Origin of the sequence: uncultured Murdochiella sp., from assembly GCF_902488755.1 — a bacterium.
Taxonomy (GTDB): Bacteria; Bacillota; Clostridia; order Tissierellales; family Peptoniphilaceae; genus Murdochiella.
This window is the reverse complement of record NZ_CABTXF010000003.1, coordinates 37,836-62,506: the sequence shown is the minus strand read 5'-3', so window position 1 is coordinate 62,506 and position 24,671 is coordinate 37,836. Positions and strand designations below refer to the sequence as shown.

The following is a 24,671-nucleotide window of genomic DNA, read 5'->3' as shown; positions in this document are numbered from 1 at the left end:
TGTCGATAGCCAGGGTCGCCTCGCCCGAAATCACCCCTGGCAAAAGGCAAAAAAACGCATTTGCCAGGGTCAAGAATCAGCAAACGCCCCTGGCAAAGGGCAAAAAAACGCACTTGCCAGGGTCAAGAATCAGCAAACACCCCTGGCAAATGGCGAAAAGTGTCGATAGCCAGGGTCGCTTCGCCCGAAAACACCCCTGGCAAACGATAAATAAATGCATTTGCCAGGGTCAAGAATCAGAAAACACCCCTGGCAAATGGCGAAAAGTGTCGATAGCCAGGGTCGTCTCGCCCGAAATCATCCCTGGCAAAGAGCAAAAAGACGCATTTGCCAGGGTCAAGAAGGGTCAAGAACCCTGAAAGGCATTTTCCGACGAACCCTTCCATGATGAGCGCCGCTATAAATACCAGTGGCGGCGCGGTGAAATAAGGAACGCCGCCGAGGGCGGCGTTTTGAAATCGCCGACCGCAGGTCGGCACCGCTTTTCTTTAGCGTTCATTAAGGGTAGGCATCATTCGCAGATAACGATATGTGTGGATTCAAAGCCCTATGCATATACAAGGCGTTTCCGGCATCGATCTTAATGATTAATTAAGAAGTTCACGCAATATGCATTCTTGAGCACGATAGAATAAGATAAAGGTAAAGGAGGGGAAGATGAGCGAACAAAGACTTCACATTCTCGTCTGTGACGACGATTTTGAAATTGTACAGGCGATACAAATTTATCTTGAACGTGCCGGCTATACGGTGCATCACGCCTACAATGGCAAACAGGCGTTGGAAGTCTTGGAGAAACAGCCCATTCATCTCGTTTTACTCGATATCATGATGCCGTTGATGGATGGCATGGAAGCGTTGACGCATATTCGGGAAAGTCGATCACTTCCGGTCATTCTGGTATCCGCCAAAGGAGAAAGCAGCGATAAGATAGATGGTCTGCTGGGCGGAGCGGACGATTACATCACGAAACCCTTTAATGCGAAAGAATTGGTTGCGCGAGTGAAAAGTCAGCTTCGCCGCTACACGCAATTTCGCCCGTATGATCCGCGAGAGGATGTCGAGGGCGTAGTGCTTCGCCAAGGAACTCTCATTCTTAATCGCCGTAATCAAAGCGTCGAGGTAGATGGAACACCACGTTCGTTGACCCCGTTGGAGTTCTCCATTCTTTGGCTTCTGATGGAACATCCGGGCAGAGTGTATTCCAGCGAAGAAATCTATGAAGCCGTTTGGCAGGAAGACTCCGCCGGTTCGGTAGCCACGGTCGCCGTTCATATCCGCCATATTCGCGAAAAAATAGAGATTAATCCACGCGAACCCCGTTATCTGAAAGTAATTTGGGGAAGAGGATATCGCATGGAACCACAGTCGGATCCAAAGCAGACTTTGCAAAGAGAGGCGTTGGAGAAAGCAGATCACCCCTTGTATAGCCATGAGCAGCCGATACATCCGTCCATTTCACAAGAGGCAAGGGACACCGATGTAGAAACAGAAGAAATCGGGAAAGGAGGACAGCATGAATAAGCACATCCAAAACGCGATGAAACGGATGAAGGAGGGGCTTTCTGCCTTGCATACAAAAGAAGAAGTGGGACAAGAGGAACAAACGACTTCTCCAACGCTCAATGATGAGCAACCGAAAGTTCGACATCGTCGGGTATGGCCCTACTTGACACTGAATGTTCTTGCTGCCGTAGTGTTCGGTCTTTCTCTTTATGTGTTGGCACAATTGCAAACGGAGCATTTGAATGATTGGTCACGAGAAGGAAATGCGACGAGAGGTTTTGCGTACACGTTTCTTGATGAGGCGCGTAGTCTTGTCAACCACACGTTGATATCGCAGAGCCAAGCTGAGCTTTCTCAGTTACCGGAGGATACTCCTCTACCGCATACCTTTGGTTCTTGGTCTGCCATCCGTCAGTTGGACTACATGGCGACTATTTCGACAAAGAGTACTCCGACGGAGAAGTTGGAAACAGCAAAGACGTATATCCGTGAAAACGGGAAAGCGGAAGGGGACGCATATCCGCAAGCACCCACCATTTTCTACACCAAAGCGGATTTACAGAAGTGGATGAAAGAAGGGATAAGAACTGCGCCGAAAGATGTAGAACTGCGCTTTGGTAAGCATACAGACTTTCGTTTTGCTTCGTCAGAGTCGCCGAATTCCACGTCGTCGGCTTCTGCGCACGAGTCGTATGCACAAGCAACAGAGGGAGTAGACAAGGCACCATCTGTCGCGCCGGAGGAAGGCGAATGGTCATCGAAAGAAGAAGGCGAATGGACAGAGGATATTATTCATCAGGCGAAAGAAGTCGTCAAACCGTTGTCCGCCGATTCCCTTCTTGCCGCTGCGCAAGGGAATTTGGAATGGTATCGTGAGTCGTTGAATCAGCTGGAGATAACGTTAAATTTTCTGAAGATAGATGCGCGCACGCGCCAGTATGAAGAGAAACCGAGCAATTTGGAATATACGATTTCTATCTTGGACGGAACGAAAAAATTCACCAATGCGATGCGGTCAAAAAGCAAAACGCCGGCATGGAGTGCCCCGATAACGGTGGAGAACGGCTATTGCACCGTCGGAACAGGACTGTGGAACGATACGCTGATAAACGGAGTTCCGCCGATTAACGTCCTTTTGGCGCAGGATGAAAGCCTGAATGAACCGAGCATGAAAGTGACGCTGCGAGTGGATACGACCATGCAAGAAGAGGATTCGTTGCAGTTGTACTTGCAGACTTTTCCCGTAGCACAGAAAGTTTCCAAACTGAGCGTTTTAGCGGCGATCGTTTCCGGTGTTTTGTGGCTGGTGACGCTTTGTGTAACTCTCGTACGCACAACAAACGCATATATACCGTTTCTGCGCAAAGTGGAAGGCGCTATTCCTTTGGAATTGGTGCTTATGGCGTGCGTTCTGTTTCTTTGGTTCGTGTTCGCTATGGCGATAGAGCTACTGAATGTTCTTGATGGGCAAGCCATGACCCTCTTGCGTGACCCCATGCACAACCCGTATTGGCTTCTTCTCATTCCGTGCTTGATTGTGTTCGATCTCGTCGGTTGGCTGTTGTTATCCATGCTCTTCCGAAAAGCTCGTCAGGGACGATTTTTCCGCGGGAGTATTCTCTGGACGATTGGGCAAGCATTGCATACACTTTACCGCTCTTATCAAGAGGGGAAGAAGGCAAAGCATCGCGTGCTGGTGAAAGTTTTGCTATTTTATGTTGGCGTGTGTGGCACGGTCTTTTTATATGCGTTGCTTTCTTGGGATTTGCTTTGGGGATTGTTACTATTGACGGCCGCAGCAGTTCCTATCGTTTTTGCCCTACGGCAGGATCGGGATGACGCCCGTATTATTTCTTCCATGCAGCGTATTGCGGACGGCGACTGGCATGAACGTTTGGAAGAAGAGTCTTTTTATGGAGCACATCGCCGGATGGCAAGTGAAATCAACCGATTTGATCAGAGCTTGCAACATGCCGTGGAGAAAAGTCTGAAAAATGAACGGATGCAGACAGAATTGATTACCAATGTGTCACATGATCTGCGCACGCCCCTTACCTCCATTATTAACTATGTGGATCTTTTGCGCAGCCCCGACGCGACCGAGGAAGAACGCGCGCAGTATCTCGAAGTGCTGGCAAAGAAGGCGCAGCGCCTGAAAATTCTGATGAATGATCTTATCGATGTGTCGAAAGCAACGAGTGGCGCAGTGCAGTTGAATATGGAAGAGATTGATTATACGGAAGTCGTTCGTCAAAGTCTGGCAGAAGCAGATTCCGGCTGGAAGAAGAATGCACTCGTCCCGGTAGTGGATCTTCCCGAAGAGCCTTTGTATATTGAGGCGGATGGACAAAAACTTTCGCGTGTTTTGGAGAATCTCTTTAGCAATGCGCAAAAATACAGTCAGGAAGGCACTCGTGTGTATATTCAGCTGCAGCAGCAGGAAAATCAGGCAGTCTTTACGATGAAAAACACCTCGCGCTATGAGTTGAATATTCCGGCAGAGGAGCTTTTGGAACGCTTCAATCGATCGGACAAGTCCCGTACAACTGAAGGAAGCGGTCTGGGTCTGTCTATTGCTGAGCAGCTGGCAAAACGCATGGGAGGAAGTCTTACCCTCGATATTGATGGCGACCTCTTTAAGGCAAGCGTAGCGTTTCCGCACCACATCCTCTAAAAATAAAGAGAAAAAACATGATATCATGGAAAAAAACTTTCGATAGAGAAGCGACTTCTCGCAGCGAAGTATCGAAAGATGAGTTGAGGGGATAGAAATGATTGATGTCTGTTTATTGGGCACGGGCGGTATGATGCCTTTACCGGGACGCCACTTGACGGCGCTTCTGGTACGCCATCAGGGACATTCCGTGCTGATTGATTGCGGAGAAGGAACGCAGGTCGCCATCCGTCGATACGGATGGTCGATGCACTCCATTGACGCCATCTTGTTTACCCACGTGCATGGAGACCATGTTGCCGGCATCAGTGGGCTGCTCTCTTCCATGAATACTGAAGGACGTCGGGAACCGGTGCATATTTATGGTCCGGATGCGGTAGAAGAAGTAGTTGCCAATCTTTGCGTTGTGGTTGGCGTTAATTTTGACGTGCACTTTCATCGCTTGGGAAAGGCGCCATTTTCGGTTGGCGCATTACAGGTTACGCCTTTTCCGGTACGACACAATATTGTTTGCTACGGGTACCGTCTCGATCTCTTCCGCCGTCCAAAGTTTTTGCCGGAAAAAGCGAAGGCCTTGGAGATTCCGGTTATGGATTGGCGGAAATTGCAGGCAGGAGAGAGTGTCTTAGTCGGATTACGCCGGATTCATCCCGAAGAGGTTAGCGGACCGGCGCGTCGGGGGTTATCGGTCGTGTATTCTACCGACACGCGTCCGTGCGCGACCTTGGAGCGGGCAGCAAAGGATTGTGATCTGTTGATTACGGAGGGAATTTACGGCGATCGGGAAAAGACCAAGGGCGCAGAAGAAAAATGTCACATGACGGCGTGGGAAGCCGCAGAACTCGCCGCGCGTGCCGGCGCAAAGGAAACGTGGCTCACGCATTACAGCCCGTCGTTTCGCAATCCGGCGCAATATGCAGACGAGATGGCGAGGAAGAATGCCTCCGTGCGCTTCGCCTCCGATGGTTGGAAGCGCATACTGGATTTCGAGGAAGATTGATTTTCATGTCGTGTGTTATTTCTGTTGTTTTATCTCGGCTTTTCCTAAGCACCAGGGAGAGTGCGTAAAATGCGGTGAGGCAGAAACAGACAATACACAACACGATGTGAAGCGGTAGCGATATTCCACGAAGCGCATGCGGAATACTCGATACCAAAGTAGGAACACCAAGAGAAAACGTCCATGCTATGCTCCTTTCATGGAGGACAAAGCATGAACGTTTTTTTTATTTCCATGGGATGGCTGTTGCCGGCGCTCATCGCGATGGGTGTGTGGGACGAGCGGTATCGGCGCATTCCCAACCGTGTTTTACTGGTGTTGTTGCTGCTCTATTTGGCGGCTTGGCCCGTTCTGGCGTATACGTTGGACAATGTTTCTATAGATGACTATCTGCCACTTTTTTTCAAGCGCCTTGCGGAAGCGGGCGGGGTGCTTCTTGTTTCCGGACTTTTTTCTCTTTGGCGACCGGAAAGTCTGGGGATGGGAGACTGCAAACTGATGGCGGTCGTTGTACTCTATCTCGGTTTCATGGAAGGCATCACGTTACTTTGGCTGGCGTTATTTCTCACCGGATTGCGCGGTCTCGTTCAACGAATCGGACAAAAGGAAAAAAAGATTCGGACATTGGCCTTTGCTCCGCAAGTTGCCGCAGCCGGTATTCTATACTGTCTTCTCCATTTGGCATGGAAGATACCATAGAAATGGGAATTTAACAGAGCCTAACAGAGAAACCGATGCCTCTTCTTACGATTGTCCCCATATATTCCTATACAACATGAATATGTCTTGCGCTATGATTTGCATTGCGTGCGAACCAAAAAAATGACACAATAGTTGCGTATGGTAACGCAAACTAAGGAGGCATTATGATCGAACTGCAAGGCATTACGAAAACATTCGGCGACAAAACCGCCGTTGACCATCTTTCTCTGACATTGGAACCCGGTACCATTACCGGTTTCATCGGCCCGAACGGTGCCGGAAAAACGACCACCATCCGGATGCTTTGCGGCATTCTCCGTCCCGATGAAGGCAAAATCACCATTAACGGCATTGATCTGCAGAAGGATCCGATCAAGGCGAAAGAACAGTTTGCGTATGTTTCAGATGACCCGAATCTATTTACCGCACTTAAAGGAACGGAATACATTAATTTTATATGCGATATCTATCGCGTACCGAAAGAAGAACGTGAAGGACGTCTTCTGGAGCTGTTGGATACGTTTGAAATGCGTGAAGCGATTGGCGATCGCATCTCTTCGTATTCCCACGGTATGCAACAGAAGATTCATATTATTGCGGCGTTAATGCACGAACCGAACATCTGGATTATGGATGAACCCATGACGGGACTGGATCCGCAAGCCTCCTTTCTCTTGAAAAAACGTATGAAGGAACATGCGGCGAAGGGAAATGTCGTGTTGTTTTCCACACATGTCCTGGAAGTGGCGGAGAAACTCTGTGATCGCATTGCCATCATCAATAAAGGGCAGATAAAATACACGGGAACACTCGAAAACCTGCAACAGCAGTATCCGAATCTGACGCTGGAACAAATCTTCCTGCGCGTGACGGAATCCCGTGTTTTGGCAGAAGATGGTCAAGATGCGCAAGACGGTGGAAATCATGCGACGGGGCAAGATGCACAGAACGAACAGGAACCGCAGGAAGGACAGGAAGCATGAGCCGTTTTTGGAGTCTGGTAAAAATCAACGTCATCCTGTCGCTTAACCGCAGCGGCCAGACACTCAACCGCAACAAAAAATCGAAAAGCAACGGCTTGTTAGGAACGATTGCGATCTTCCTTCTCGCTGGCGTAGCGTTCTTTTTTGTCGGTCTCTCGATGGCAAAAGAATATGCGCAACAGGGGCTGATGGCGCCGTATTTCGCTTATGGTTGTGTGATGGGTCTCGCGATGACGACGGCGGTAATCTTTTCTTTTGCCTCCTCAACGCTATTTTATTCGTCGGATGCGCAGGTTTATTTAGCCATGCCTTTATCACCAAGAGAGATTTTAGGCGCTAAGCTCGTCAGTCTCTTGTTGCAATCCTATTTGATGCAACTGCTCGTCTTTTTGCCGTTTGCTCTTGCCGGCATTATTACGGCATTTTCTGTGCAAAGCCTTTTAGCATGGACACTTGTCTTCTTTTTGTTGCCCGTTGTTCCGGTGTGTCTGGTGACCGTTGTCCTACTGCTGCTTTTACAAGTTGCTCCTTTTTTACGGAACGAAAAACGCTTGACGTTTTTTACCGGCATTATCACAATGATTGGTTCTATCGCAGTCTCTCTTTCCATGCAATTTTCTATGCGATTGGCGTATGTAGAAGGCATATCGCAGACGACACCGAAATGGCTTGATTTTCTCTTTCCCATCATCCGTTATGGACAGGATATGGCGTTTGGCGAAGCGCAAGCCGCTGTCGGTGCGTATGGCATGATGTTCCTGACCAGTGTTCTCTGGATGGGCGTGACGTTCGTACTGGCTACGAAATTGTACTTTCCCATTCTCCTTTCCTTGCGAGGAGCAGACCATGGCAAAGCGCTTTCTGCAGACGCTTTGCAAACCTCCACAAGAAAAGAACGTGGCGCATTGCTGAGCTTGGTTTCCCGTGAAGCCAAGGGTATTCTGCGTGTTCCTGTTTTTGTACTCAATGCGGTTATCATGCCCTATGTTATGATCGGGGTCATGGCAGGTGGTGGGATTGTCGGTTTTGCTCGCAGCGGACATTCTGCGGATTTGTCCATTCTCCGTGAGTTGTTTCTCGCCTTTGCCGATACGCCATCAACTGCCTTTAGTATTGGGATTATTGCCGGTCTGTCGATTGCTCTCTTTGGCACCATGGGAGCGCTTGTATCCACGACCATTTCGCGTGACGCGGCGCACTTGGATTTTCTTAAATCGATTCCGGTGCCGGCATTTACGCTTTTCATGGGCAAGTTCCTGGGCAGTGCAATCTTTGGGCTTGTGCCGATGGTCTTTTTGTGGGTTATCTGTTTTGCTCTGTTTCCGTTCGTACCGTTGGTGCATCTTACCCTGGTAATCGTGTCTCTTTTTGCCGGCTACGGAATGCTTATGTGGGATTTATGCCTCGACATCTATTCGCCAAAACTGAATTGGATGGATGAGTTAGCGGTAATGAAACAGAACAAAAATGTAGTCTTTTCCCAAATGAAGTCCTTTGCGTTGATGATGCTGGCGATTCCCTTAATAGCGACTGGTCATTTGCAGGCGGCAGGTGCGGTTTTTGTCGGATTTTATGTGCTCTCCGGCTTGGTCTTGACGATGTGGATGAAAGGAAAAGCCGATAAGTGGCTTATGCGTATCGGCGAAGGAAAATAGGAAAAGCTATAGGAAAGGTTGACACACTAAAAACGAAAAGGGGAGGAGGGGAAGATGCTTTCGGTAATTATTCCTGCATATAATGAACAAGCAGGATTGGCAGTGACGTTTAAGACGCTGGAACAGGTGCTTGCTTCCTTGGATATGCCTTTCGAACTCATTTTCGTGGACGACGGATCCGTGGATAAGACGTGGGAGGTTATTCAGCATCTTCAACCCGTTGACGGAAACAATCGTGTTCACGGCATTCATTTCAGTCGCAATTTTGGGAAAGAAGCTGCCATTTTTGCCGGGCTTGAGGCGGCTAAAGGGGATTGCGTCGTGGTCATAGATGCCGATTTGCAGCATCCTCCCGAAAAAATAGTGGATATGGTTTCGCTATGGAAACAGGGCTATGAAGTCGTAGAAGGCGTAAAGGAAGATCGTGGAGAAGAGACCGGCGTGCACCGTGGCTTTTCCAAGCTCTTCTATCGCCTGATCAGCCGTTTTTCAGGTCTTGATATGGCGGACAGTTCTGATTTTAAGCTGCTGGATCGTAAGGTGGTCGATGCCCTGAATCGTATGCCGGAGCGCAACACCTTCTTTCGCGCATTGTCTTTTTGGGCGGGCTATTCGCGCGCAACGGTACGCTATCGTGTGCAGGATCGCCAATTCGGCAAATCCAAATGGTCAACATTTTCGCTTGTGCGCTATGCGATGCGAAACATTGCCTCGTTCTCCGTTCTTCCTATGCAGCTGGTTACTTTTATGGGGGCTGTTTTCTTTATTTTTGCCGGCATCCTCTCGATTATTGCTCTTGTCCAGAAGCTCTCCGGTCGGGCTCTGGGCGGCTTTACCACCGTCATTATTCTTCTGATGTTTACCGGCAGCATCATCATGTTCAGCCTCGGCATTATCGGTTTTTACATTGCCCAGATTGCCGAAGAGGTTAAGCGACGTCCGCGCTACTTGGTGTCAGAGGAATATACGTCGGAAGAGTAAAAGCAGAGAAGGGTAGTGAAAGGTAAAATTTCGTGTTCCGGTGATAGTTTTTCTTATTGTAATTTGTGCCCCTCCTTTACGCTTGCTCTTCCACGTCACCACAGGGCTACGGCTGTAATTACAAAAAAGGAAGCGACGGTTTCTTGTCGCTTCCTTTTTGATTTACAGGGCGTGTTGCTTTCTTCGTGTTACTTCAACACCGACTTTTCCCAGCAGTCCGGCTTTTCGTAACCCATCAGTTCCACGACGGTTGCGGCGATGTTGGCGAGACCGGCGCGATTGGATACGGATTCGTCGAGCACCACGTCGTTGTCGGGACTGACAACGAGGAAGGGAACGGGGTTCAGGGAATGCGAGGTTTTTGGCTCGACCGTGCCCGATTTGGTTTTCTGGAGCATATCATCGGAGTTGCCGTGATCGGCGGTGATAAGAACGGTATAGCCGTGCGCAAGCGCGACGGGCACAACGCGGGAAAGGGCTAAATCGACACTTTCGATGGCGATTTCGGCTGAACGGAAAACGCCGGTATGCCCGACCATGTCGCCGTTGGCGTAATTGACACGCAAGAAACCGTACTGTTCGCTTTGTATGGCTTGCAGAAGCTGATCCGTCACTTCGGCAGATTTCATCCAGGGACGCTGGTCGAAGGGAACATTATCGGAAGGCACTTCCACCCAGGTTTCCAGCGTTTCGGAAACTTTTTCGGAATTGTTGCCGTTCCAGAAATAGGTAACATGACCGAATTTTTGGGTTTCCGCACAGGCAAATTCGTTGATGCCCTGGGAAACGAGAAATTCCGTCAAGGTATTCGTGATTTTGGGCGGATTGACCAGATAGTGATGTGGAATGTGCAAATCGCCATCGTATTCCAGCATTCCGGCATAATAGACCTTGGGACGGACACCGCGGTCAAAGGCGCTAAAGTCCTCGTCTTCAAACGCCATCGAGACCTCAATCGCGCGGTCGCCACGGAAATTGTAAAAAATCACGCTGTCGCCATCTTGCATGGCTCCGACGGGACGACCGTTTTCGCCAATCACAAAAGCGGGAAGATTCTGATCGACTTCGCCCGTTTCTTTGCGCAGCGTGCGGTAGGCATCCAGGGCGGAAGGGAAGAGCCGACCATCTGCCGTTTTTCCATGTACTTGGGCATTCCATCCACGCTCTACCATGGACCAATCCGCTTTATAGCGATCCATGGTGGTGGTCATACGACCGCCGCCGCTGGCAATCGCTGCGTGAAACGTGTCATCCTGGAGCGTAGACAGGAAATTTTCCAGTTGGGTGAGATAGGTTTCGCCAGACGTCGGCGGCACATCACGACCATCTAACAGCGCGTGAATAAAGACACGCTGAACGCCGGCAGCCTTTGCGGCGGTAATCATCGCCATCAGGTGATCCATGTGGGAATGCACATTGCCATCGGAAAGAAGTCCGATGAAGTGCAATGCACCATCATGAGAAAGCGCATAATCAAGCGTTTCTTTCCATGTATCCGAGGCAAACAAGGAACCGTCGGCAATCGACTGGTTCACGAGCTTTGCCCCCTGCGCATAAATTTGTCCGCAGCCGATAGCATTGTGGCCGACCTCCGAATTGCCCATATCGTCATCGGTGGGAAGTCCGACGGCTACACCGTGCGCACGAAGCATAATCCAAGGATACGTTTCGCGCAGTTGATCCAACACGGGCGTGTTTGCGGCTTTTACCGCATCCCCTTCTTCTTTATCAATAGGACTGATGCCCACGCCGTCCATGACGATAAGCACCACTTTTTTCTTTGGTGATTCCATATGTTGTGGATTCCTTTCTCTCTGTATCGCTGCGCCGCAACGCCAAAATGTAGCGCCTGTAGCGCAAAAACGCCGCGTCATAGCGCCAAAATGTTACACGCCACAGCGCCAAATCATTGCGCCGCGTTGGCACGGCACAGGACTTATTCGCCGATATGGGAATAGTAATGGACGTCATCCGTGTCGGCGTGAGATGCCAGATTATCTGCCATGGCTTGTGCAAGCGCACGCAGTTGGTTGAGCTCTTCTTCCTTTGCAGCGCTCTTCGCTTCGACAACGGGTTCTACAAATTCAAACGGTTGTTTTTCCAGCCACGCCTGCATCTCTTTTACGGCGCCGCCGCTCCAGGAGTAGTTGCCGACGATGCCCATGGTTTTATTCTGCATTTTGTTTTCGGACAAAATATCCAACAAATTGCGCATGGGCAGGAAGAGCGCATTATTATACGTCGGTGCGCAGGTGATGAAACCGCGGTATTTCCATATTTCTGTGGAAATAATCGACGGATGTGTTTTGGTAACATCAAAGAGATGAATATTTTTTACGCCTGCTTCCGACAGGAAGCGCGCCAGCATATCTGCCATGTGTTCGGTGTTGCCATACATGGACCCGAAAGCAATGACGACACCATTCTGGGAACGGCAGTTGGCAAGATTCGAATAGAGCGAAACAATATGCTCCGGATGCGTGCGCCAAATGGGACCGTGGACGGGGCAGATCATGTTGATGGTCAGACCTTCTACCTTTTTCAATGCTTTTGCCGCCATGCGGGAATACTTGCCTACAATATTGGTGTAATAGCGGCAGGCTTCCGCATAGACGCTCTCGATATCGCCGATTTCATCGTCGAAAATCTTGCCATCCAAGGCACCGAAGCCGCCGAAGATGTCCTGCGAGAAGAGAATGCCGTCGGTCTCTTCGTAGCTGACCATGGATTCGGGCCAATGGGTCATGGGGGTCATGTGGAAAGTCAGCTTGTGTTTACCAAGGGAAAGCGAGTCGCCCTCGCCGACGATAATGGCGTTTTCTTCGTCGATATCGTAGAACTGGTTGAGCAGCGTGAAGGTTTTTTTGTTGCCTACGAGCGTAACGTCGGGATAATAGCGACGAACCAGCGGAATAGTCGAAGAATGATCCGGCTCGACGTGATGGATAACATAGTAATCCAGCGTGCGGTCGCCGAGGGCAGTGCGCACTTTGGTCATGAAGTCATCCGCTTGATGCGCATCCACCGAATCGAGCAGGGCAGTTTTTTCATCCTTTGCCAAATAGGCATTGTAGGCAACGCCTTTTGGTAAAGGCCATTGGTTTTCAAAAAGGACTTTAAGACGATCGTTCACGCCGACATGGGTCAGCCAGTCCGTAATGGGTGTACAATAGGTATTCATGAATCCTCCTGTAAGGCGTATCGTTTTTGCATTTCTTCTTTATTGTAGTGCATAAGCCGAGGAAGGGAAAGACTGTCGCGCAGGAGCGAGGAAAAGTGATAAATCGGGTAACAAATACACGCTGCAGGATGGCACTTTTTGCCTTACGGGTATATGATGAGCCCATACCATAGAGAGAAGAAAGAGGAACTATGCTTTATCATGCAGGATTAGATGTCGGATCGACCACGGTGAAGGTCGTCTGTCTCGACGAAGAGGATCGAATCTGTTTTTCGGTCTATCGCCGGCATAAAAGTGATGTTAAGCGGACGGTGGAGCAGGTCATGCAGGAACTTGTCGATACCATCGGAAATCAAGCGATACAGCTTGCCGTCACCGGTTCCGGAGGCATGTTTCTGGAGGATTACCTCCACATTCCCTTTGTACAGGAAGTGATTGCGGAAACCAAGGCGATTCGCGCGCTTCTTCCCCATACGGAAGTGATTATTGAGTTGGGTGGGGAAGATTCTAAGATTACGTATCTTTCTGGCAGTGTAGAACAGCGCATGAATTCCATCTGCGCCGGCGGTACGGGTGCATTTATTGATCAGATGGCAAGCCTGTTGGATACCGATGCTTCCGGGCTGAATGCCATGGCGAGCGAGTACGAAAAAATCTATCCCATCGCGTCGCGCTGCGGCGTGTTTGCCAAGACGGACGTACAGGCGCTTCTCAATCAGGGTGCATCCCATGAAGACATTGCCATGAGCGTCTTCCAGTCCGTCGTTAACCAGACCATTTCCAATCTTGCCTGCGGTCGTCCCATTCGTGGCAACATCACCTTCTTGGGTGGACCTTTGCATTTTTTAGATCAGCTTCGTGTACGTTTTATCGAAACGCTTGGCAGTGAAAACAACACGTTTACTACGCCGGAGGACGGACAACTCTTCGTTGCCCGTGGAGCGGCGTTGCTTGCGCAAGAGGAAGCCGATGTCCAAGATTTGCAACGTATTGTGGATCGTTTTTCGTCGGGGAAAGAGCTCGTCACCGAAGAACGCAAGCTCATGGAACCGCTATTTATCTCTCCAGAAGAATACGAAGCCTTCCGTAAGGATCACGAGACGAATAAAGAGGTTTACGGGTCGCTTTCGGACTATCACGGGCCGACGTATTTGGGCATCGACTCTGGCTCCACCACCGCCAAAATGGTGCTCATCGGCAAAGAGAATCAAATTCTGTACACCCATTATTCGTCCAACCGCGGACGTCCGTTGGAGCATATTATTGCGCATCTGCAAGAGATTTATGCGCAGCTGAATGACGATGCTTATATTGCCTGCTCCGGCATTACCGGCTATGGAGAGGACTTTATTCGCGCTGCGCTTTCGGTGGATACTGGAGAAGTCGAGACGATTGCCCACTATACCGCTGCGCAGTACTACGACCCGAATGTCGATTTCATTTTGGATATCGGCGGACAGGACATGAAAGCCATGCATATTTCGGATGGCGTGATCGATTCGATTCAGCTTAACGAAGCGTGTTCGTCCGGCTGTGGATCGTTTCTCTCGACCTTTTCCGCCTCGGTAGGCATGAATATAGAGGAGTTCCAGCAGGCGGCGCTATTTGCCGAGAAGCCCGTGGATCTCGGCAGCCGCTGCACGGTATTCATGAACTCCAAGGTGAAGCAGGCGCAAAAAGAAGGCTCTGATGTGGGCGATATCGCCGCCGGACTCTGCTATTCCGTCATTAAAAATGCCATTCAAAAAGTCATTAAGGTGCGCGACCCGAAAACGCTCGGTAAAAATTTAGTCGTGCAGGGCGGTACGTTCTACGGCGACGCCATCTTACGCGCCTTTGAAAAAGTGACCGGCCGCCATGCGACACGCCCTGCCATTGCAGGCTTGATGGGCGCGATGGGGATGGCGCTCATTGCCAAAAGCCGTTCCACCGGCAAGAGCACCATCAAGACGGTACAGGAGCTGGCGGATTTCACCTATACACAAAAGATGGCGCGCTGTGGGCGTTGCACCAACAACTGCGCGCTCACCATTAATGTGTTTTCCGACGGTATGCGCTATATTTCCGGCAATCGCTGCGAGCGTGGAGCAGGTGTAGTGCGCAAGGAAAAGGGGTTGCCGAATCTTTACCAATACAAATACAACCGGCTTTTTCACTATTACAGCAGCATCGGCGAGGAACAGGCGAAATTCCCGACCGTAGGCTTGCCGCGCGTGCTGAATATGTATGAAAATCTGCCTTTCTGGCATACCTTCTTCAGTCGATTGGGCTTTCCGGTTGTCTTATCCGACGAAAGCTCACGCGCCATGTACGACAAGGGGCTGGCATCCATTTCGTCCGAAACGGTGTGCTACCCTGCCAAACTTGTGCATGGTCATATTGAAGACTTAGTAGAAAAAGGGGTACGCCTGATTTTTTATCCGAGCGTATTTTATGAAACCAAGCAATTTGAAAAGGCAGAAAATCAGATAAATTGTCCGGTGGTGATCGGTTTTCCGGAAGTCATCAAAAATAACGTCTCTGCGCTGGAAGAAAAAGGGGTGACGTACCTGCATCCGTTCCTGTCTTTTGCGGAGGAACGAACGCTTACCGAGCGCCTGACGCAAATCTTTCGTCGATTTACCGTGGACGGAGAAGTCATGGAGATTTCTCCTGCTGCCATTCGTCGCGCCGTTGGTGCTGCGTGGGAAGAGCAAAAGAATTATCATCGCGATATTCGTCGCGAAGGACAAGCAGCGTTGGAATGGATGAACGAACATCACGCAAAGGGTATCGTTCTTGCCGGTCGCCCGTATCATGTGGACAAAGAGGTCAACCATGGTATTCCGGAACTCATTAACGGTATGGGACTGGCGGTGTTAAGTGAAGATAGCATTGCGATGAACCAGCAGGATGTCTCTGAGGAATTGCGCGTGCTGGATCAATGGGTGTACCATAGCCGGCTTTATCGTGCGGCAGAATTTGTGACAAAACATCCGGATTTGGAGCTGATTCAGCTTAATTCTTTTGGCTGCGGACTGGATGCCGTCACATCCGATCAAGTACAGGAGATTCTTGAAAGCAAGGGGAAGCTCTATACGCTGCTAAAGATTGATGAAGTGTCCAATCTCGGTGCGGTGAAAATTCGCATTCGATCCCTTTTGCAGGCGCTCTCCGACAAGCAAGGGGAAGAAAAGCGTGCATTAACCGCACCGAAAAGAAAGGATTCTTATGCGCCTGTGAAGGCTCCGTTTACCAAACGGATGAAAAAAGAGGGGTATACCATCTTGGTGCCGAACATGGCGCCGGACCATTTCGCCATTTTGGAACAAGCGCTGGCAGGAGAAGGCTATCATTTCGATTTTCTCACCCGAGTCGATCCGTCGGTGATTGACGCAGGCTTAAAATATGTCAATAACGACTCATGCTATCCGTCCATTACCGTGATTGGGCAAATGCTGGAAGCGCTGGAAAGCGGAAAATACGATCCGGATCGCACGGCGCTTTTGATGACGCAGACCGGTGGGGCGTGTCGTGCCTCGAACTATGTTGGCTATATTCGCAAAGGATTGGCGGACATGGGGTATCCGCAAGTTCCGGTCATTGCCCTTTCTGTACAGGGGATAGAAGTATCCGAAGGATTTTCTCTCCGTCCCTCGCTCATCAATAAAGCCGGTTATGCGCTGGTAGCAGGGGATCTCGTCATGCGATGCGCGAATGCGACACGGTCCTACGAGAAAAACGCGGGGCAGACCGACCGTCTGAAAGACCGATGGATTGCACGCTTTGCGGAGTTTGTTGTGCGTCCGCATCGCTCACTGTTTAAGCAGCTCTGTGCCGATTGCGTCCACGAATTTGACACCGTGCCGCGTGTGGATCGGACATGCCCCAAAGCAGGCATTGTCGGCGAGATATTGGTGAAGTATTTACCGGAGGCAAATAACCACTTGCAGCAATTGCTGGAAGCGGAAGGGGCAGAGGTAATCGTTCCCGATTTAATGGACTTTATGGTGTACTGTTTCCGCAATGCGAAGCATAAAAGCGAGCTGCTCGGCAAAAGTAAGTTGTTGGGATTTATTTCCAGCGGATTGGGTGTTTCGGCGATTGAATACTATCGTAAACCGGCAAGAAAGGCGCTTCGTGCATCAAAGCATTTCCAAGAACCGCCGGTTGCCAAACAGATTGAACGCTATGCGCAGGAAGTGGTTTCGCTGGGACATCAGTATGGCGAAGGATGGCTTTTGGCAGGGGAGATGGTTGAGCTCATTGAACAGGGTGCGCCCAACATTGTCTGTATACAGCCGTTTGGCTGTCTGCCGAATCATATTACAGGGAAAGGGGTAATGAAGGCGGTGCGTGAAAAGCATCCGGAAGCCAACATTATTGCCATTGATTATGATCCGGGCGCATCGGAGGTGAACCAGGTGAACCGCGTTAAACTGATGATGAGATCCGCTTGGGATGTCTTAGGCGGAAGAGGAGACCGAAACGCAGCGAAGAAAACCGCCGTTTCCCATACAACGGATGTGGTAGGCGTGGATCCACCGGTCATTCTGCGACGCAAAGAGCAAAACGGGGAGGAGAATTATGCGCAAAGAACGCAAAGATGAACACATTGAACAGGTGTTGCGAACCGAACCGTATGGCGGTACGCTGTTGGATCAAGTCGTTTTGGAGCCGGTATCTTTTCCGGAGCTCTCGCTTTCTGAAATCAATACCTCGGTGACGTTTTTTGGGCGTACCATTCCGGTGCCGTTAATGATTAATGCTATGACGGGCGGTACTGACATGACAAAGGGAATCAACCGTGATTTGGCACAGATTGCCAAAGACTTTGGTTTGCCTATGCAGGTCGGTTCACAGGTGATTGCGCTTGAAGATTCGGCGGCGGTCGATTCCTTCCACATTGTGCGCGAAACACTCGGTCAGGATGGCTTAATCATCGGCAATGTTTCAGCGGGCGTTTCGGTGGAACAGGTTAAACGCGCAATGGAGATGATCGATGCGCAGGGCATTGGCGTGCACATCAATCCTTCGCAAGAGATGGCACAGGAAGAGGGCGACCGCGATTTTCGGGGACTATACGATAACCTTCGGCGCATTGCGGAGGCGTTTCCCGAAAAAGTCATCGTGAAGGAAGTGGGCTTTGGTATGAGCCGTCAGGACGGACGTCTTCTTCGTGATATTCCCGTGGAATACATTGATGTATCCGGTTCGGGCGGAACCAACTTTATGGAAGTGGAAGATCAGCGTTCCATGCGCCGCGACCTGACAGAGTTTTATTCGTGGGGCATTCCGACGGCAAAAGCGATCTGGAATGTACGAAAGGAATGCCCAAACACCAAGCGCATTGCCTCGGGCGGAATAAAAACAGCGACGGATGTGCTGCACGCTCATGTTTTAGGGGCGGACATGAGTGCGATTTCCGGAGAACTTTTGCGCTATCTTATGCATGGTTCCTTGGAATATGCAGAAGAGTATCTGCAAGGCGTGATAGATAATATTGCGATGGGGCTTCTGCTTCTGGGATGTCGGACGATGGCGGATTTGCACCGTATTCCGTATCTGATGGTCGGACGGCTGAAGGAATTAGTGGATGCGGAAGAGCGCACGGAAGGACGAAAGGGGAGAGCATGAGCGATAGAATGACGGTTTCTGCCGAATCGTCCGCGCAAGATAGCGCAGAGCAAGAAAAAAAAGAGAACAACGAGCAAACGGCGGGGAAGGGAAAAGCGCAACAAAAACGCAAGATGCCTGTATTTTATAAGGAACCGCACGAGAAGAGCCGTATCCGTCACGTGGTGGCGGTGATGTCCGGAAAAGGCGGCGTGGGCAAATCCATGATCACGACGATGTGTGCACTTGCGATGCAACAGACGGGACGAGAAGCGGCGATTCTGGATGCCGATGTGACGGGGCCTTCCATTCCTCATGCTTTTGGATTGGATGGGGGCTTGGAGCGTCGAAATGGCGTTCCCTACGCGCGACGCACGAAAAGCGGTATTCAGGTGGTTTCCACGAATTTGCTTTTGCCGCATGACACCGATCCGGTGCTTTGGAAAGGCGCACTCGTCGGCAGTGCGATTCAGCAATTCTGGACGGAAGTTGTATATGAAGATGTGGATTACCTTTTTGTCGATATGCCTCCGGGAACGGGCGATGTGCCGTTGACGGTCTTTCAGATGATTCCTGTGGACGGTGTGCTCATTGTTACTTCTCCGCAGGAGCTGGTCAGCATGGTGGTGGAGAAAGCTATTAACATGACGAAGATGATGAGCCTTCCCGTTTTTGGTATCATGGAAAATATGAGTTACTTTGAAGCGCCGGACACTAAGCGACGCTATGAAATTTTCGGCAAAAGCCGTATCGACGATGTCGCCAAACGCTATGACCTTCCCGTGCTGGCGAAGATTGCTATCAATCCGGGTTTAGCGACGTTAATTGATAGCGGTCGCGTGGAAGAAGCCGATACGAGCCCGTTTGCCCCAACCATTTCTGCCATTCTGGAAAACGAAGCCGAGTAGTGCGTTGTGCAAAAGACGAAACGGCTTCCGAAAACAATCGCGTTCTGCGCAAGGAGGAAAAATGAAATCCATAGAACAGCTTGCCATTCAAACCATACGCATGTTGAGCGTTGACCAAATCAATCAGGCAAATTCCGGTCATCCCGGTCTTCCACTGGGCGCGGCGCCCATGGCGTATACGCTTTGGACGCGGTTTTTACGGCAAAACCCAAAAAATCCGGCGTGGTCCAACCGCGACCGCTTCATTTTATCGGCGGGGCACGGCTCGGCACTGCTGTATAGCCTTTTACATCTTTCCGGATACGATCTTTCCCTTGCGGACTTGAAACAGTTTCGTCAGTTGGATGCGAAAACACCGGGACATCCCGAAGTACACCATACGCCGGGCGTGGAAGCCACTACGGGCCCGCTTGGGCAGGGATTTGCCAACGGCGTGGGAATGGCGATGGCGGAAGCCCATCTGGCGGCACGGTTTAACCGCGATGGGGAAGTGCTCGTGGATCATGACACGTATGTTCTTTGCGGTGACGGCGATCTGATGGAAGGGGTTAGTGCCGAGGCGGCATCCCTCGCCGGTCATCTGAAATTAGGAAAACTCATCGTCCTTTACGATTCCAATGCGATTTGTTTGGACGGAAAGACCGAGCAGGTCTTTACCGAAAGCGTGGCAGAACGCTTCCGTGCATATGGTTGGCAGGTGTTGGATGTTGCCGACGGAAACGACACAGAGGCGATTGCGGAGGCTATTCGGGAAGCACGTGCCGATAAAGAGCATCCGACGCTCATTGAAGCACACACTATTATCGGTTATGGATCGCCCAAAGCGGGCACGAACAGTGTGCATGGCGCACCGCTCGGAGAAGAGGCGACGGAAGCATTAAAACAGACCTTGGGTTGGGATTATCCCGCATTTACCGTTCCCGAAGAAGTGAAAGCTCATTTTGCGGAGGTTGTCGGAAAACGCGGTGAGCAAGAAGAACGCGCTTGGCAGGAGCGCTTTGACCGTCTGTCGGCGAAGAATCCGGAGCAGGCAAAAGCCTATGCCGATGCCTTTGCCGGAAAACTGCCGGAAAACTGGACGGATGCGCTGCCCTCCTGGAAAGAAGGCGATAAAGCCGAGGCAACACGCTCAACATCGCATACCGTCCTGCAAGCCATCGCGAAGGAGCTGCCCAATTTCTGGGGCGGATCGGCTGACCTCTCTGGCTCCAATAAAACACAGATTGCCGGCGAAGGTGCTTTTCGCGTAGAAGACGATGCCTATCGCAACATTTGGTACGGTGTGCGCGAGTTTGCCATGGCGGCCATCAACAACGGCATTGCCTTGCACGGCGGTACAAAAGTCTTCGGCGCTACCTTCTTTGTCTTTTCCGATTATTTGCGCGGCGCGGCGCGTGTCGCTGCTTTGTCCAAACTGCCGGTCATCTATGTCTTAACCCACGATAGTGTTGCCGTCGGAGAAGACGGTCCTACGCATGAGCCGATCGAGCAGTTAGCGAGCTGGCGCGCCATGCCGAACTTGGATGTTCTGCGTCCGGCGGATGCCAACGAGACCGCGCAGGCTTGGCGGCTCGCAGTAGAGAGCACCGATCATCCCACGATGCTCGTGTTAACCCGCCAGAATATTCCGGTACTGCCGACGACGGACGAAAAAGCGGAGGAAGGCGTTGCCCGTGGCGGTTATGTGCTTTCCCCGTCGAAAAAAGAGATACCGGACGGCATTTTGATGGGCACGGGTTCAGAAGTCCAATTGCTCATCGAAGCGCAGAAGATGCTTGGCGAAGACGGTATTGATGTTTCGGTGGTTTCTCTGCCGAGTACCGCGCGTTTTGACCGTCAGGATGCCGCCTACCGCGAGAAGGTGTTGCCTTCGGCGGTGCGCAACCGCTTGAGCCTCGAAGCGGCGACCACTTTCGGGTGGGAACGCTACGTCGGATTGGATGGTGTTGCCTTGGGCATTGATCGCTTCGGTTTGTCTGCTCCGGCGGAGGAAGTACTGCGTGAATTGGGTATAACTACGCAAGCGGTGGTCAAGGCATACCGCGACACGTTCACACGATAAGTCGCAGCCTCGCCGAAGGGCGAGGCTTTTACGTAGGAAAGAGGAAAACATGTCCGCATTACTGGAACTGAAAAACTTACATGTTGGTGTTGATCAGAGCGACATTTTGAAGGGCATCGACTTAACCATTAACCCGGGCGAAATTCATGTCGTGATGGGACCAAACGGTGCCGGAAAATCGACGCTTGCCAACGCCATCATGGCGCACCCCCATTATCACGTGCATCAAGGGGATATTCTTTTTGAGGGCGAGAGCATTCTCGAAAATAGCGCGGATGAGCGCGCCCGAAAGGGCATCTTTTTGAGCTTTCAAACGCCGCAGGAAGTGCCTGGTGTAAGCGTCGAGGATTTTCTGCGCACGGCAAAAGGGCAGCGTGAAGGAAAAACCCCATCGGTTCTGCAATTCAAGAAAGCGCTCGCAGAGAAGATGGAAGAACTGTCCATGGCACCGGAATACGCAGAACGCTATTTGAATGTCGGCTTCTCCGGAGGCGAAAAGAAAAAGACGGAAATTTTGCAGATGCAGGTGTTGGATCCGAAGCTTATTCTGTTGGACGAAACTGACTCCGGCTTGGATGTGGACGCTGTGCGCATTGTCAGTCGGGGTGTCGCCGATTTTCTGGATGACACCAAGGCGTGCCTCATCATTACGCATATCAGCGGTATTTTGGAATATCTGCATCCGGATTTTGTGCATGTGGTGATTGACGGCAGAGTCGTGAAAAACGGCGGCGCAGAATTGGCAGACCGTATTAACCGAGAAGGATACGAATGGATTCGCCGCGAGATGACCGAGGAGGTCACCGATGAACAGAAATGACGACGCGGCGCTGCGCCATGCGCGGCGAAAAGCGGAACGGGAAGCGCGTCTGGCGGCCGGTGAATTTCAGGCGGCGGAAAAATCCGACGTTAAGGAGCTGCCGCGCGGCGTGTACGACCAGAAGAATGCGTTTGAATACGATGTAAAAGTGGAGAATGGCTTGACGGCGGATATTATCCGAGAAATATCCGCCAATAAAGAGGAGCCGTCCTGGATGTTGGACAAGCGCCTCGAAGCACTGGAGATTTTTAACGCCTCAGAGAATCCGAATTGGGGACCGGATTTGCATGAGGTCGACATGAACCGGATTTCGACTTACGTGCGTCCCAAAGCACAAATGGCAAGAGATTGGCAGAATGTGCCGGACGAGATCCGCGACACCTTTACCAAGTTAGGCATTCCCGAAGCGGAGTTAGAGTCGCTTGCCGGCGTGGGCGCACAGTATGACTCCGAAGTGGTTTACCACAATATGCGCAGCTATCTTTCAGAACAGGGGGTAGTGTACACCGATTTTGAGTCGGCGGTGCGTGAGTATTCCGATATTATTAAAGCGCATTTCGGCAAACTCATTACGCCGCGTCTACATCGCTATGCTGCGTTGCATTATGCCGTGTGGTCGGGCGGATCGTTTGTTTATGTGCCGAAGGGCGTGGACGTGGATATTCCGCTGCAAAGTTATTTTCGTCTGAATGCGCCCGGAGCAGGGCAATTTGAACATACGCTCATTCTGGTCGAAGAGGGTGGATCGGTGCATTTTATCGAAGGCTGCTCCGCGCCAAAATACAATACGTTAAATCTCCATGCCGGCGCGGTTGAACTGTATGTCAAAGAAAATGCGCATCTGCGCTATTCCACGATTGAAAACTGGTCGCGAAACATGTATAACCTCAACACAAAACGAGCGCGGGTGGAAAAGGGTGGTTCCATTGAATGGGTTTCCGGGTCGTTCGGTTCGGCTTGTTCCATGCTCTATCCGTCAAGTCTCTTAGTCGGGGAAGGCGCACGCAGCGAGTTTACCGGCATCACTTTTGCCGGCAAGGGACAATATCTCGACACCGGCGCACAAGTGATGCATTATGCGCCGAATACCTATTCTACGATAAACTCCAAATCCATCTCCAAGTCCGGCGGTGTCGCCATCTATCGCGGTACGGTGGATGTCAACGAAAAAGCAAAAGGGTCGAAATGTTCGGTTTCCTGTGAATCGCTTATGTTGGACGCAGAAAGCCGTTCGGACACCATCCCTGCCATTCGCATCGCTACCGATGACGTGGATTTAGGGCATGAAGCGAAAATCGGGCGCATCGATGAAACAGCTATCTTTTACCTGATGAGTCGCGGCATTCCCGAAGAAGAGGCGAAAGCCATGATTGTGCGTGGCTTCGCTGAACCGATTGCGAAAGAGCTGCCGATGGAATATGCAGTAGAAATGAACAATCTGATCACTTTGGAACTGAAAGGAGCGATCGGATGAGCGTTCTTCATACGGAAGAGACACGAAAAACCAATATTCAACAAGATCGGGGAAGCGAGCTGCCCGCAAGAACTTGTCGGTGGCTCAAAGTCAACGATGTTCCGACCCAGATAGAAGAGTATCCGAAAACGGTTCCTTTTGAAGGCGTAACGACCGAAGGACTTACCGACGCGCAGCGTACAGAAGGAAAAGTCCAAGAGCAGAGCGGTGTCGATTTCGGCAACGTGGGACACGATGCACAGGGTATTTCTGAAGCCGTAGCAGCAAAAAATGCCCAGGAAGCGAACGTATCCTATTCGTGGGCAGTAGAAGATGGCGCAGTGCAAACCCTGCATTTTGCTCTATCGAAAGAAAATCCGGTTCTGCAGGATCGGCTGCAGCTGCGCGTACCGTGCGGACATTGCGCAACGGTCGTGTTGGACGTAAAAAGCGACGAGGATACAAAGGTCTCCCGAAACGGTATGCTGGATATCGCAGTGGAAGAGGATGCCGATTTACAGCTTGTGCTAATTAATCGGCTCAACAGTAACGCCATAAGCAACCAGCGTGTCGCCTTTACGGTCGCCGATGGTGGAAACCTTCGGGTTGCCCATGTGGAACTGGGCGGCGCACGAACGAATTATCATCTGTCCGGTGATCTGTTAGGTGTGGAAGCGAAGATGGAAGAATATGTCGCCTACCTCGCCCAAGAGCAGGAGAAGATCGATCTTTTCTACCATGTCCGTTTTCATGGTTTGTATACCGAAGGGGTAATTCGCGCAGATGGAGCGCTCCTTGATCAGGCGTACAAGTCTTTCCGCGGAACGTTGGACTTTTTAGAAGGTGCGCGCGGCGCGGTAGGCGACGAAGAAGAGGTCACGGTTTTGATGAGCGACGAAGCGCATTCGGTCGCGGTGCCGGTTCTCCTGTGCCACGAAGACGCTGTCGAAGGAAATCATGCAACTTCCGCCGGACGTGTCGATGAAGAGATGCTTTTCTATCTCATGAGCCGCGGATTGAGTCGAAGCGAAGCGGAAGGGATGATTGTAGAATCGCGCATGGCAGAGACGTTGGATCGTCTCCCCGATCCGGTTTTGAAGGAGAATATTCGACAGGCGATTCATGAGCGTTTGATAACGAGAAAGAGATAG

General features: G+C 50.9%; 16 protein-coding genes. 14 read left to right on the top strand and 2 right to left on the bottom strand.

Annotated features, from left to right (window positions below; translation table 11 throughout):
- Positions 1 to 657 precede the first annotated feature (657 nt).
- From RDL68_RS00800 to RDL68_RS00770, 7 genes are all read left to right on the top strand, one after another.
- The gene (locus RDL68_RS00800; RefSeq protein WP_308539764.1) at positions 658 to 1,524 is read left to right on the top strand and encodes a response regulator transcription factor; all 867 of its coding nucleotides are present in this window, start codon (positions 658 to 660) and stop codon (positions 1,522 to 1,524) included.
- Positions 1,517 to 4,180 (top strand): histidine kinase dimerization/phospho-acceptor domain-containing protein, encoded by a 2,664-nt coding sequence (locus tag RDL68_RS00795; protein ID WP_308539763.1) that lies wholly within the window; start codon positions 1,517 to 1,519, stop codon positions 4,178 to 4,180. Before RDL68_RS00800 ends, RDL68_RS00795 begins: the two co-directional genes overlap by 8 nt.
- A gap of 97 nt (positions 4,181 to 4,277) precedes the next feature.
- Entirely contained in the window at positions 4,278 to 5,180 is a 903-nt protein-coding gene (locus RDL68_RS00790; protein ID WP_308539762.1) for a ribonuclease Z, read from the top strand.
- Between the two features lie 213 nt (positions 5,181 to 5,393).
- Positions 5,394 to 5,879, top strand: coding sequence for an A24 family peptidase (locus RDL68_RS00785; protein ID WP_308539761.1), 486 nt, complete (start codon positions 5,394 to 5,396; stop codon positions 5,877 to 5,879).
- Between the two features lie 167 nt (positions 5,880 to 6,046).
- Complete coding sequence (locus tag RDL68_RS00780; protein WP_308539760.1) at positions 6,047 to 6,865, top strand: ABC transporter ATP-binding protein; 819 nt, start codon at positions 6,047 to 6,049, stop codon at positions 6,863 to 6,865.
- Positions 6,862 to 8,520 carry a hypothetical protein gene (locus RDL68_RS00775; protein WP_308539759.1) on the top strand — a complete coding sequence of 553 codons (1,659 nt, stop codon included), beginning with the start codon at positions 6,862 to 6,864 and terminating at the stop codon, positions 8,518 to 8,520. Before RDL68_RS00780 ends, RDL68_RS00775 begins: the two co-directional genes overlap by 4 nt.
- Before the next feature lie 54 nt (positions 8,521 to 8,574).
- A complete protein-coding gene (locus RDL68_RS00770) occupies positions 8,575 to 9,501 on the top strand; it encodes a glycosyltransferase family 2 protein (RefSeq protein WP_308539758.1) in 927 nt (308 codons plus the stop codon).
- A 188-nt stretch (positions 9,502 to 9,689) separates the two neighbouring features.
- Here the strand turns inward: RDL68_RS00770 and gpmI are convergent, their stop codons facing one another.
- Both gpmI and RDL68_RS00760 read right to left on the bottom strand, forming a co-directional pair.
- Positions 9,690 to 11,294, bottom strand: coding sequence for a 2,3-bisphosphoglycerate-independent phosphoglycerate mutase (gene gpmI / locus RDL68_RS00765; protein WP_308539757.1), 1,605 nt, complete (start codon positions 11,292 to 11,294; stop codon positions 9,690 to 9,692).
- Between the two features lie 143 nt (positions 11,295 to 11,437).
- Entirely contained in the window at positions 11,438 to 12,682 is a 1,245-nt protein-coding gene (locus RDL68_RS00760; protein ID WP_308539756.1) for an FprA family A-type flavoprotein, read from the bottom strand.
- A 191-nt stretch (positions 12,683 to 12,873) separates the two neighbouring features.
- Here RDL68_RS00760 and RDL68_RS00755 point away from each other — a divergent pair, with 191 nt between their 5' ends.
- The 7 genes from RDL68_RS00755 (at position 12,874) to RDL68_RS00725 (ending at position 24,671) form a co-directional block, all read left to right on the top strand.
- Positions 12,874 to 17,271 (top strand): acyl-CoA dehydratase activase-related protein, encoded by a 4,398-nt coding sequence (locus RDL68_RS00755; protein WP_308539755.1) that lies wholly within the window; start codon positions 12,874 to 12,876, stop codon positions 17,269 to 17,271.
- A complete protein-coding gene (fni, locus tag RDL68_RS00750) occupies positions 17,249 to 18,298 on the top strand; it encodes a type 2 isopentenyl-diphosphate Delta-isomerase (RefSeq protein WP_308539754.1) in 1,050 nt (349 codons plus the stop codon). Before RDL68_RS00755 ends, fni begins: the two co-directional genes overlap by 23 nt.
- Entirely contained in the window at positions 18,295 to 19,185 is an 891-nt protein-coding gene (locus tag RDL68_RS00745; protein ID WP_308539753.1) for an Mrp/NBP35 family ATP-binding protein, read from the top strand. Before fni ends, RDL68_RS00745 begins: the two co-directional genes overlap by 4 nt.
- 61 nt (positions 19,186 to 19,246) lie before the next feature.
- Positions 19,247 to 21,247, top strand: a complete 2,001-nt coding sequence (tkt, locus tag RDL68_RS00740; RefSeq protein WP_308539752.1) for a transketolase — start codon at positions 19,247 to 19,249, stop codon at positions 21,245 to 21,247.
- A 49-nt stretch (positions 21,248 to 21,296) separates the two neighbouring features.
- The gene (gene sufC / locus RDL68_RS00735) at positions 21,297 to 22,067 is read left to right on the top strand and encodes a Fe-S cluster assembly ATPase SufC (protein WP_308539751.1); all 771 of its coding nucleotides are present in this window, start codon (positions 21,297 to 21,299) and stop codon (positions 22,065 to 22,067) included.
- Entirely contained in the window at positions 22,054 to 23,541 is a 1,488-nt protein-coding gene (sufB, locus tag RDL68_RS00730) for a Fe-S cluster assembly protein SufB (protein WP_308539750.1), read from the top strand. The genes sufC and sufB overlap by 14 nt, the downstream gene beginning before the upstream one ends.
- Entirely contained in the window at positions 23,538 to 24,671 is a 1,134-nt protein-coding gene (locus RDL68_RS00725) for a SufD family Fe-S cluster assembly protein (protein WP_308539749.1), read from the top strand. The genes sufB and RDL68_RS00725 overlap by 4 nt, the downstream gene beginning before the upstream one ends.

Bases quoted from the DNA above. Each gene is read 5' to 3' on its own strand.
- RDL68_RS00725 (WP_308539749.1), top strand. From the start codon at position 23,538: ATGAGCGTTCTTCATACGGAAGAGACACGAAAAACCAATATTCAACAA.
- sufC (WP_308539751.1), top strand. From the start codon at position 21,297: ATGTCCGCATTACTGGAACTGAAAAACTTACATGTTGGTGTTGATCAG.
- RDL68_RS00785 (WP_308539761.1), top strand. From the start codon at position 5,394: ATGAACGTTTTTTTTATTTCCATGGGATGGCTGTTGCCGGCGCTCATC.
- RDL68_RS00770 (WP_308539758.1), top strand. From the start codon at position 8,575: ATGCTTTCGGTAATTATTCCTGCATATAATGAACAAGCAGGATTGGCA.
- RDL68_RS00795 (WP_308539763.1), top strand. From the start codon at position 1,517: ATGAATAAGCACATCCAAAACGCGATGAAACGGATGAAGGAGGGGCTT.
- RDL68_RS00800 (WP_308539764.1), top strand. From the start codon at position 658: ATGAGCGAACAAAGACTTCACATTCTCGTCTGTGACGACGATTTTGAA.
- RDL68_RS00780 (WP_308539760.1), top strand. From the start codon at position 6,047: ATGATCGAACTGCAAGGCATTACGAAAACATTCGGCGACAAAACCGCC.
- sufB (WP_308539750.1), top strand. From the start codon at position 22,054: ATGAACAGAAATGACGACGCGGCGCTGCGCCATGCGCGGCGAAAAGCG.
- tkt (WP_308539752.1), top strand. From the start codon at position 19,247: ATGAAATCCATAGAACAGCTTGCCATTCAAACCATACGCATGTTGAGC.
- fni (WP_308539754.1), top strand. From the start codon at position 17,249: ATGCGCAAAGAACGCAAAGATGAACACATTGAACAGGTGTTGCGAACC.
- RDL68_RS00745 (WP_308539753.1), top strand. From the start codon at position 18,295: ATGAGCGATAGAATGACGGTTTCTGCCGAATCGTCCGCGCAAGATAGC.
- RDL68_RS00790 (WP_308539762.1), top strand. From the start codon at position 4,278: ATGATTGATGTCTGTTTATTGGGCACGGGCGGTATGATGCCTTTACCG.
- gpmI (WP_308539757.1), bottom strand. From the start codon at position 11,294: ATGGAATCACCAAAGAAAAAAGTGGTGCTTATCGTCATGGACGGCGTG.
- RDL68_RS00760 (WP_308539756.1), bottom strand. From the start codon at position 12,682: ATGAATACCTATTGTACACCCATTACGGACTGGCTGACCCATGTCGGC.
- RDL68_RS00775 (WP_308539759.1), top strand. From the start codon at position 6,862: ATGAGCCGTTTTTGGAGTCTGGTAAAAATCAACGTCATCCTGTCGCTT.
- RDL68_RS00755 (WP_308539755.1), top strand. From the start codon at position 12,874: ATGCTTTATCATGCAGGATTAGATGTCGGATCGACCACGGTGAAGGTC.